General features: G+C 65.3%; 14 protein-coding genes and 1 pseudogene. 13 read left to right on the forward strand and 2 right to left on the reverse strand.

The features are described from left to right. The 3 genes and pseudogenes from Q0A15_RS09550 to trxA all read left to right on the forward strand — a co-directional run. Positions 1-851 (forward strand): annotated as a pseudogene (locus Q0A15_RS09550) (hypothetical protein); the annotation flags it as partial. A 142-nt stretch (positions 852-993) separates the two neighbouring features. Then, the gene (gene trxB, locus Q0A15_RS09555) at positions 994-1,977 is read left to right on the forward strand and encodes a thioredoxin-disulfide reductase (RefSeq protein ID WP_291279311.1); all 984 of its coding nucleotides are present in this window, start codon (positions 994-996) and stop codon (positions 1,975-1,977) included. 30 nt (positions 1,978-2,007) lie between these two features. Then, the gene (gene trxA / locus Q0A15_RS09560; protein ID WP_119424642.1) at positions 2,008-2,328 is read left to right on the forward strand and encodes a thioredoxin; all 321 of its coding nucleotides are present in this window, start codon (positions 2,008-2,010) and stop codon (positions 2,326-2,328) included. 11 nt (positions 2,329-2,339) lie between these two features. Here the strand turns inward: trxA and Q0A15_RS09565 are convergent, their stop codons facing one another. Both Q0A15_RS09565 and Q0A15_RS09570 read right to left on the reverse strand, forming a co-directional pair. Next, positions 2,340-3,470, reverse strand: coding sequence for a site-specific integrase (locus tag Q0A15_RS09565; RefSeq protein WP_291279300.1), 1,131 nt, complete (start codon positions 3,468-3,470; stop codon positions 2,340-2,342). Then, a complete protein-coding gene (locus Q0A15_RS09570) occupies positions 3,463-4,104 on the reverse strand; it encodes a helix-turn-helix domain-containing protein (RefSeq protein ID WP_367273381.1) in 642 nt (213 codons plus the stop codon). Before Q0A15_RS09570 ends, Q0A15_RS09565 begins: the two co-directional genes overlap by 8 nt. A gap of 113 nt (positions 4,105-4,217) precedes the next feature. On the opposite strand from Q0A15_RS09570, the gene Q0A15_RS09575 reads away from it, so the two are divergent. The 10 genes from Q0A15_RS09575 (at position 4,218) to Q0A15_RS09620 (ending at position 8,557) form a co-directional block, all read left to right on the forward strand. Further along, positions 4,218-4,412, forward strand: coding sequence for a helix-turn-helix domain-containing protein (locus Q0A15_RS09575; RefSeq protein ID WP_291279301.1), 195 nt, complete (start codon positions 4,218-4,220; stop codon positions 4,410-4,412). Continuing rightward, positions 4,409-4,765, forward strand: a complete 357-nt coding sequence (locus Q0A15_RS09580; protein WP_291279302.1) for a hypothetical protein — start codon at positions 4,409-4,411, stop codon at positions 4,763-4,765. The genes Q0A15_RS09575 and Q0A15_RS09580 overlap by 4 nt, the downstream gene beginning before the upstream one ends. A 9-nt stretch (positions 4,766-4,774) precedes the next feature. Then, positions 4,775-5,314, forward strand: a complete 540-nt coding sequence (locus Q0A15_RS09585; protein WP_291279303.1) for a hypothetical protein — start codon at positions 4,775-4,777, stop codon at positions 5,312-5,314. After that, a complete protein-coding gene (locus Q0A15_RS09590) occupies positions 5,311-5,661 on the forward strand; it encodes a hypothetical protein (protein WP_291279304.1) in 351 nt (116 codons plus the stop codon). Before Q0A15_RS09585 ends, Q0A15_RS09590 begins: the two co-directional genes overlap by 4 nt. Continuing rightward, positions 5,652-5,777 (forward strand): hypothetical protein, encoded by a 126-nt coding sequence (locus tag Q0A15_RS09595; protein ID WP_291279305.1) that lies wholly within the window; start codon positions 5,652-5,654, stop codon positions 5,775-5,777. The genes Q0A15_RS09590 and Q0A15_RS09595 overlap by 10 nt, the downstream gene beginning before the upstream one ends. 3 nt (positions 5,778-5,780) lie before the next feature. Further along, on the forward strand, positions 5,781-6,083 hold the full coding sequence (locus tag Q0A15_RS09600; RefSeq protein ID WP_291279306.1) for a hypothetical protein: 303 nt from the start codon (positions 5,781-5,783) through the stop codon (positions 6,081-6,083). A gap of 77 nt (positions 6,084-6,160) precedes the next feature. Next, a complete protein-coding gene (locus Q0A15_RS09605; RefSeq protein WP_291279307.1) occupies positions 6,161-7,498 on the forward strand; it encodes a DUF3631 domain-containing protein in 1,338 nt (445 codons plus the stop codon). Positions 7,499-7,669: 171 nt separating this feature from the next. Next, on the forward strand, positions 7,670-7,879 hold the full coding sequence (locus tag Q0A15_RS09610) for a hypothetical protein (RefSeq protein WP_291279308.1): 210 nt from the start codon (positions 7,670-7,672) through the stop codon (positions 7,877-7,879). Further along, on the forward strand, positions 7,876-8,139 hold the full coding sequence (locus Q0A15_RS09615) for a hypothetical protein (protein WP_291279309.1): 264 nt from the start codon (positions 7,876-7,878) through the stop codon (positions 8,137-8,139). The genes Q0A15_RS09610 and Q0A15_RS09615 overlap by 4 nt, the downstream gene beginning before the upstream one ends. A gap of 193 nt (positions 8,140-8,332) precedes the next feature. Then, positions 8,333-8,557, forward strand: a complete 225-nt coding sequence (locus Q0A15_RS09620; RefSeq protein WP_291279310.1) for a hypothetical protein — start codon at positions 8,333-8,335, stop codon at positions 8,555-8,557. Positions 8,558-8,677: the final 120 nt, after the last annotated feature.

The raw sequence follows: 8,677 nt of genomic DNA on the forward strand, positions 1-8,677 counted from the left end.
CTGCCTCACGCTTCCCGCGCGAGGCGGCCGCCGCCGGCGCCCCGCAGGCGGGTGCACAGGCCGCCGCCTTCGGCGCGTCCTCCGGTGCCCCGGCCCAGGTGGACGACGGCGCTCGGGTTGCCGCAGCGGCCGACGACGTCCTGGCGCGCGTGGGCACGAATCCTTCCTCCCAGCGTGAGGACGCCGATTCGCACCGCTGGACGCGCCTGCTCGTGGGCCTGGTGCTCGTCGCCGTGCTCATCGGCGGTGTTGTCTTCGCCGTGAAGGCCCTGGGCGGGGGCGGCGCGCAGCCGACCGCCGGCCCCGCGACCTCGGCCACGACCACCGCGCCCACCACGAGCGGCAGCGGCGAGGCCAGCAGCCAGACGCCCACCGCGGCGAAGCCGAAGATCGCTTCCGCCGAGCTCGTGGCCCCGGCGGAGGGGCAGCTCTCCAATCTCTTCGATTCCGGCCGGACGTCGCCGTCCAACGCCGCGGACGGACAGTCCTCCACGCGCTTCACCACGTACTCCTACAAGACGCCGGCCTTCGGCAACTTCTTCAAGGAGTTCACGTTGATGATCAAGCTGGAGAAGCCGGCCGACGTGTCGTCGGTGACCATGAGCGGGCTCGGCGGCACCGGCGGCGAGGTCCGCGTGTCCGTGGGCAGCACGCCGTCGGCCGACGCGGCCAAGGACGTGTTCTCCGGTTCCTTCTCGGGCGCCACGCTCGAGGCGCCCACGGTCAACGGCGGCAAGCCCGTCGAGGGCCAGTACGTCTTCGTCACCGTCTCGGAGCTGCCGCGCCTGGCCTCCCCGCGCTCGGCCGATCGCCCCTATGGCTTCACCGTCTCGGAGATCAAGGTCTCCTGACCCGCCCCTGAAGGGCATCGGGGCGCGGGAATAGGCCCGCGCACCGAACCGTTACGACACACAGAGAAGGTGTGCCCCGCTCGGGACGCACCGCAGCAAGCGAGGAAGGCAGGCTCACGTGGCCGCTCAGAACAACGACGCCGTGCGCGACGTCATCATCGTTGGTTCCGGCCCCGCCGGGTACACGGCCGCGATCTACACGGCGCGTGCCAACCTGTCCCCGCTCGTCATCGCCGGTTCCGTCGAGGCCGGCGGCGAGCTCATGAAGACCACCGAGGTGGAGAACTTCCCGGGCTTCCCCGAGGGCATCATGGGCCCCGAACTCATGGGCAAGCTGCAGGAGCAGGCCGAGAAGTTCGGCGCCGAGGTGCTCTACGAGGACGCCACGGCCGTGGAGCTCGAGGGTGAGATCAAGAAGGTCGTCCTCATGGACGGCACCATCCACCGCGCCCGCACCGTCATCCTTGCCACCGGCTCCGCCTACCGCGAGCTGGGCCTGGACAGCGAGGCCCGCCTCTCCGGCCACGGCGTCTCGTGGTGCGCCACGTGCGACGGCTTCTTCTTCCGCGAGCAGGAGATCGCCGTGGTCGGCGGCGGCGATTCCGCCATGGAGGAGGCCCTGTTCCTGACGAAGTTCGCCTCCAAGGTCACCGTGATCCACCGCCGCGACTCGCTGCGTGCCTCCAAGATCATGGCCGACCGCGCCCTGGCCCACCCCAAGATCGAGTTCGTCTGGAACTCCGAGGTCGCCGACGTGCTTGGCGAGGACAAGGTCACGGGCGTTCGCCTGCGCAACCTGAACACCGGCGAGGAGAGCGAGCTCGCCGTGACCGGCGTGTTCGTCGCCATCGGCAACGACCCGCGCGTGGCCCTGGTTCAGGACCAGGTGAAGATCACCGACGCCGGCACGATCGCCGTCGACGGCCGCTCCTCCCGCACCTCCGTGGACGGCGTGTTCGCCGCCGGCGACGTGCTGGATCCCACCTACCGCCAGGCCATCACGGCTGCCGGCTCCGGTTGCGCCGCCGCCATCGATGTGGAGCACTACCTGGGCTCCCACGAGACGGCCTGCGCCACCGACGATTCGACCGAGACCGCTCAGGCCGCCGACGCGGCGATCGCCTGATTCAACCCCTTTAGCGCGAGGAGAGACACCATGGCCACCGTTGCCGACGTCACCGATGCCACCTTCCAGGACGAGGTCCTGAAGTCCGACAAGCCCGTCATCGTGGACTTCTGGGCCGAGTGGTGCGGCCCGTGCCGCATGCTGAGCCCCATCCTCGACCAGATCGCCGACGAGCATGACTCCGTCAAGGTCGTGAAGGTCAACGTGGACGAGAACCAGGGCATCGCCGCCCAGTACGGCATCACGTCCATCCCGGCCGTGTACGTCTTCAAGGCCGGCGAGCACGTCGCCACGTCCATCGGCGCCAAGCCGAAGCAGATCATCGAGAAGGAGTTCGCCGAGTACCTCTGAGTCCCGCGAAATCACTGGGATGCAGGGCGGTTAGTCCGCATCTGGTCCGCAGAATCTCCAAGAGCCGCTGCCATCAACCCGTTGGCGGCGGCTCTTGTCTTGTCCTCAGCCGTGGGCCACAGGTGGCTGTAGATGTCCAGGGTGATCGACGGCGACGAGTGCCCCAGGGCTCGCTGCACGGTCACGACGTCGCAGCCGGAGGCGATGAGGCCCGAGGCGAAGTAGTGCCGCAGATCGTGAATGTGCGCCGCCTCCGGCAGACCCGCCTTGGCACGGGTGTTCCGCCAGATGAAGCCAGCACTGTTCCAGTTGTAGACGTGCTCACCGCGACCAAACAGCCATTGTGCCTCTCCCCGGACGCCCTGCTCCACGATGTGCTGTGAGAGCAGATCCGTGAGCCGGCGCGGCACAAACACAACGCGCTCCGAGCCGTGCTTGGGCGGCTCAATCCGGAGCGAAGTTGTACCGGCCCCCTGCACCTGCCGCGCAACGGTGATGGTCCCCCGCAGGAAATCCACGTCACCGACCTGTAGGCCTGCCGCCTCCCCCAGCCGGAGACCCGCGAACGCGCACACGGCAATGAACGCTGAGAACTCCGGCGGCGCCGAGTCCATCGCCTCTCGCACCTGCTCCGAGGTGAGGAGCAGCATTTTCGCCTCGGCCTTGCGCTCCCGAGGGAGCTTCACCTTCTCCGTCGGATCTCGCAAGATGACAGCGTCCTGACAAGCGGCCTTGAAGGCGGACCGGATCATCTTCACGCGGTTCTTGATCGTCCCCGGCGAGAGCTTCTTCCCTGCCGCGTCCGGGGTGTCCATGCGCTTCACCCACGCCTGCACGTGGGACGGGCGAACGTCCTTGATCTTCATGCCGGCGAAGTCGCAGGAGTCGATGGCCTGGTTCGACTTTGCGTAGGTGCCGACAGCCCAGACCTGCACGTCGCGCCACTGTGCATACCAGTCGCGCAGGGTGATCTCTCCGGCCTTCGGGTCGATGTACTCGCCACGCTGGAGGTCGGTTGTCTGCGCTGCAACCCACTTCTCGGCCTCGTGTTTCCGCCTGAAGTGCTTGGAGTGCTCTTGGCCCTCTGCGTCCCGGTAGCGTGCCCTCCACTTGCCGTCCGGGCGCTTCGCAACGCTACCCATCACTCGACTTCGCGCATTCCCACGGGTCAAGGGCCCTTACCGGCTTCCCTTCGACGATGAGGGTGGGTTCGCGGAACACCGAATCCACAAGTGCGTGCCCCGCCCTTCGAAGTGCGACACGGATGTCGGCATCCTCTTCTGCGATCTCTATGTCAGCACCGGCAGGCCATTCCAACTCACTGATTCGTTGCGTCACCCAATCCAGATAGAGGTCTGCAGCCTGAGGACCTTCCTCGTCCTTCAGGGTGTCTAACAGGCGCGGGTCTGCAGAAACAAGTTCCTGAGCGTATGACAGGGCGTTCAGCCAGTCGGCAATGCTTGGCGCGAGGCGGTTCATCATCGCGTCCGCGGCTCGTCGAGTTGTTCGAAAGTCCCTGTCTGGTGATTCAACGCCCGACACCAGGTAGTCGATGTCCACATCCAGGACATCAGCCAGGATCAGTGCCTCGCTCACTCGGAGTGCTCGCTGACCCTTCTCAATGCGAGACACTGCCGAGGCATCGACTGCCATACCAGCGTCAGTAAGTTTGTCGGCCAGTTGTCTCTGAGTCAGCGATGCCTGGCTCCGAAGAAGGGCCACTTGCTGCCCAACTTCTTGCTCGACCCGGCCCATCCCATTCGACTGTGATTGCATCCCTGCATCGTATGCGCTTGACGCTACAAGCGCCACCAACTACGCTCGATGCAGGGCCGCAAATAATGCAGGTTCGCAACAGGGGCTTCGGGCCCCTCTACCTAGGAGGAATCGTGTCTGCTGTCGTACCCATCAAGCTTCTGAACGTGAACGAGGCCGCGCCCATGATCGGCAAGACGCCGGCCTCGCTGCGGTGGATGATCCACACCGGCACCGCACCCAAGTCAGCCCTCATCGGCGGGCGCCGTATGTTCCGAGAGTCGGATGTCATCGCCTGGATCAACGCCGCGTTCGAGGAGTCCGCGTGACCCTCACCGTCTCCGAGCGGGAAAAGTTCATCCGTCAGGTATCGGACGGCGGCGGTCTCAGCCTCTCTTCGAACCAGATTCGGAAGGCGGCGATCAAGCACAAGACGCTCGACCTGCCGCTCACGCATGAGGCTGCACTCCAGTCACTCGGAGCGCATCTGAGGACGCTCACGGAGATTCATCGCCCTGTCGCGTTCGCCCTCAGGAACCCCACGGCGGCTACGGCAGTCCACCGGGCTATGCGCCCCGGCTGCGCCTGCTCCCGCTGCACCACCCACACCAACAAGAAAACGGCCCCGATGCACGAGTCGCCAAACCTTCGCATCGAAGCCGTCCAACCAACCACCTACTAGGAGGCCGTTGTGTCCCTTCAGCTTACCGCTACCCCCGTCAAGATCTCGACCCCTGACGCCGCACAGTTCGGCATCTTCGCCCACGGATACAAGGACGTGGACGGCATCGACCGCTACCGGATTGAGTTCGAAGAGGGTGACCCTGACCGTGACGAGCTCATTGCGTTCAGGGGCCTCCTGGAAGATCTGGTGAACCCTCCCCAGCCCCGGCTGACGGCCGTCCCCACGGGCCCCTCTGAGCCCGTGTGCGTGTCTTGTGAGATCGTCGCCGGCGTCGAGGTCACCGAGTACCTGAGCGCCGAGGACGGGCCGACTGTGGCCCTGGAGACCGACGAGGTTGTTCACGTCGAGCACCTGCCCGAGCTGATCACGTTCCTCACCAAGATTCACGAGGATCACCGCCTCTCCGAGGCCCGCAGTTACTTCGCCTCCGAGGACGCCATCGACCCGAGCAAGCACACCGTGCAGTCGCTCGCCCGGTTCGCTGAGGATCACGGCTTCGACGTCCCAGCGTTCATGACCGTCGCCATTGAGGTGATGAGCCGATGAGCACCCAGACTTTCACCGCCGCAGATCAGCAGCAGTGGGAACGCGAGTACCGGCTGCGGTTCCCGAACATCCCGCGCGGATTCTTCATGTACGGACTCGATGACCCCTCAGAACGTGACTACCTGCGCGGCCGCGTGCACGACTCCGGGACGTGGCAACGCCACATCCTCGACGCTAAGGACGCAAGCGTCTACCTGACATGGACGGCAGAGACCGGCGTGTGTTTGTACCTCGACGGAGTGCAAGACGAGTACGCGCTTAACTCTCCGGTCGCCCTGGCTCTACGGCGGGCGTTCATCAACATCGACGAGCTTCGCGAGGGAAAGGAACTGACCTCATGGCGTTGACCCAGTCGCCCAAGCACGAGGCCCGCCTCACGGTCGCGTCCGTCCGAGCGGAGATCCTGGCACGGTGGGGCAACCCCGAACCGGCACGCCGGCAGGCTCACAAGGCCAAGGGATGAACCATGACCATTGCCCCGAACAGGCCGCAATCGCAGCCGGCGAAGCCTGGTGGCGTGGTTACCTCGCAGGCCTCCAGGCCCGACCTCTGGGAACTCCTGGACCGCCTCGACGTGCAAACGTTCATCGCCTACGAAAGGCACTGCGCCTACACCGACGGCGTGCGTGACGGCACCAACGCTGAATATGCCCGCTGGCAGCTGATCCCCCTCGCACAGCAGCAATACAACGAGGGATGGCACGACGCCCGCGAGTACTACCAACGCAGCGGACGCATCCCACACACCCGGCTCAGGCCCGCCGCCTGAACCACCTCAACTCTCAACCCGAGGCCGTGCTCTCCACACCAGGAGGGCGCGGCCTCGCCCATTCTCAAGGAGACCCTTTGACCGCTGACAAGCCTCGCGACCTCGCTGAGCTTGTGGAACGCCTCGTGCGCTACATCAGCCCGTACATCAACGCCTCCACCCCTTACGCGGTGGAGATCGCCGTGCTCTGGATCGTGCACACCTACCTCCTGAATATCCCGGACCCCGAAGGCCCCGAGGTGAAGGCTTTGAAGGAGCACCGGGATCAGGCCCGGCGTATGCGACTGGCGCGCCGCAAGGACGAGGAGATTCTCGCTGAGCTCGGCCCCGAGCCTGAGATTCCTCTTGACCCGCGTACGAAGAAGATCAAAGACCCACTCGGGCTTTACTTCTCCCCGACGCTGGCCATCGACGCACCTGGCCCCGGAGTCGGTAAGTCCACACTGCTGAAAGTCCTCCACGCTGCCTCCATGTCGGCATGGCCCCTGGTCCTCTCACCCACGCTCGCCTCCATCCGCGAGTACCTGGGACAAGGAGGAACAGTGCTCATCGACGAAGCACAACGCACCTTCTCCTACGACTCATCGTTTCGCCGCGACGCAGAGACCCTGCTCAACGGTTCCTTCGAGCTCAACGCCGGCGGCGTCCCCAAGATGGTCCCCACCGGCAAAGACCTCCCGATGGAGGTGAAGATGTTCCCCGTGTTCGCGCCGCTCGCGCTGGCAGGCATCAACATCAAGCTCCCCGCCGACGTGGAATCGCGGTTCATCTGGATCACGATGGAGAAGGGCCTCGTGCAGCAATGGGACGACCGAACCTCGCCCCTGCCGCTCTTCGAATACGGGGAGCAGCTACGCGAACTGGTCCGGCCCCTGCTGGGCATGGCCTACCACCACGACGAGCCCATGCCACCAGAGCTTGTAGGACGCGAGGGCGATAAGTGGCGACCGCTCATCATCACCGCCGACATGGTCGGAGGACGCTGGCCGGACCTCTCCCGACAGATCGCTGTGGAGGCAATCACCTCCGACCGCGCCGACGCTGAGGACGAGACCCCCGAGCAAGCACTGCTCTACCGGGACTGCGCAGCCGCCTACGGCCCAGACGAGGAACGACTCAGCGGTGCAGAGCTCATCGAACGACTCCGCCCGCTACAACTGGGAGGGGTCTGGGGAGACCGTTCCGGCCGACCACTGAACACCACGGACGACCTCGCACGGCGGCTACGCTCCCGATCCTTCCGCCACGCAAAGAGCCGCTCCAACGGCAAGAACCGAGCTTACGAAAAGAGTGCTTTCACTCCGGGTCTGCTCCACTTCCAAGCCGTCTTGGCGTCTAACCCGTCAGACCCGTCCGATCCGTCAGAAACCGCGCCAACACTGGGAAGTAGCACTGACGACCCTTGGACGGCCTGACAGCACAAGCCGTCACCCCGTCAGCACCCCGTCAGCCAAAAATCCCCGGAATCACAAGGATCCTGACGCCTAAGACGGGTCTGACGGCCTAATCCGACATACGACCAAAAGGTGAGCCCTCATCGAGCAATCGGTGAGGGCTCACCCCGTCCCCAGAAAGGACCCCAAGCAATGGCCAACACCATCCACCGCACACCCGCCGGCATCTCCATCTACCGCTCCGACTGGATCGAACCGGACAACACCCGCATCCCCGGCGGCACCCTCGCCAAAAACGGACGCTCCATCGCACACCTCGACCTCTTCGAACTCAGCCACCTCGCCGCCGAAATCGAACGCCTCATCAACCACCTACACCCCACCCAGAAGGAGGCCTCGTGAGCAGCCTGCACAGCCAAGTTCACGCAGCCAACACCCTCATCCGCGAGCTCAACGGCGAACCGCGCTGGGACGTAACCGGATGGGCCAAGGAAGAAGACACCGCCTCATGGTTCATCGGCTACCCCGACTTCCGTGACCGGCCCGAGCTGATCCTCATCCTCAACGCCGCCGCCCACCTATGCGCCCAAGAGCACCACACCGCCGTGCGGCTGCTCCAAGAAGCAGCCCGCTCCATCAACACCAAGGAGGACGCCCCGTGAGTCACATACCCACCGCGCCAGCGCGGGCCTATCTCGACGTGCCAGGCCAACCACGCCGCGTCCGCATCACCTGCCCACGCTGCCAATACCCGCACACCTATGCCGCACCCCGCTACCGAACCAGCAACACCGCCACACAGGTATGCGGCATCACCGGCCAACTCATCACCATCACCGGCCTCGAAAGGACCGCATGAGCTACGTCAGCGACAAAGGCCTCTACGCCCGCCGCTACGCCGAAGGAGCAAGCCTCCGCGTCGAACCCGCCACCATGCATACCGGCAACCCCGAAGCACCCACCACACCCGGCATCGCGCTCATCGCCCACGACTTCCACGTCCTCGGCTGCTTCACCCTCGAACACGCCCACCGACTCCACCACGACCTCGGCAACCTACTGAACGGAGAAACCACGTGAGCCGACTCTTCTCACGCCCGCCATACATCGGACGCGTGGACACGAGGCCCTGGAGACAACCGGACGGCACCACGGACCAAAGAGTCGTGCTCATCGGCATCCACGGCATCGTCGCCGCCC

Source organism: Galactobacter sp., assembly GCF_022712295.1.
Classification (GTDB): Bacteria; Actinomycetota; Actinomycetes; order Actinomycetales; family Micrococcaceae; genus Galactobacter.

Coding starts and splice junctions, on each gene's coding strand:
- trxA (WP_119424642.1), top strand. CDS start 2,008: ATGGCCACCGTTGCCGACGTCACCGATGCCACCTTCCAGGACGAGGTC.
- Q0A15_RS09565 (WP_291279300.1), bottom strand. CDS start 3,470: ATGGGTAGCGTTGCGAAGCGCCCGGACGGCAAGTGGAGGGCACGCTAC.
- Q0A15_RS09570 (WP_367273381.1), bottom strand. CDS start 4,104: ATGCAATCACAGTCGAATGGGATGGGCCGGGTCGAGCAAGAAGTTGGG.
- Q0A15_RS09590 (WP_291279304.1), top strand. CDS start 5,311: ATGAGCACCCAGACTTTCACCGCCGCAGATCAGCAGCAGTGGGAACGC.
- Q0A15_RS09595 (WP_291279305.1), top strand. CDS start 5,652: ATGGCGTTGACCCAGTCGCCCAAGCACGAGGCCCGCCTCACGGTCGCG.
- Q0A15_RS09600 (WP_291279306.1), top strand. CDS start 5,781: ATGACCATTGCCCCGAACAGGCCGCAATCGCAGCCGGCGAAGCCTGGT.
- Q0A15_RS09610 (WP_291279308.1), top strand. CDS start 7,670: ATGGCCAACACCATCCACCGCACACCCGCCGGCATCTCCATCTACCGC.
- Q0A15_RS09620 (WP_291279310.1), top strand. CDS start 8,333: ATGAGCTACGTCAGCGACAAAGGCCTCTACGCCCGCCGCTACGCCGAA.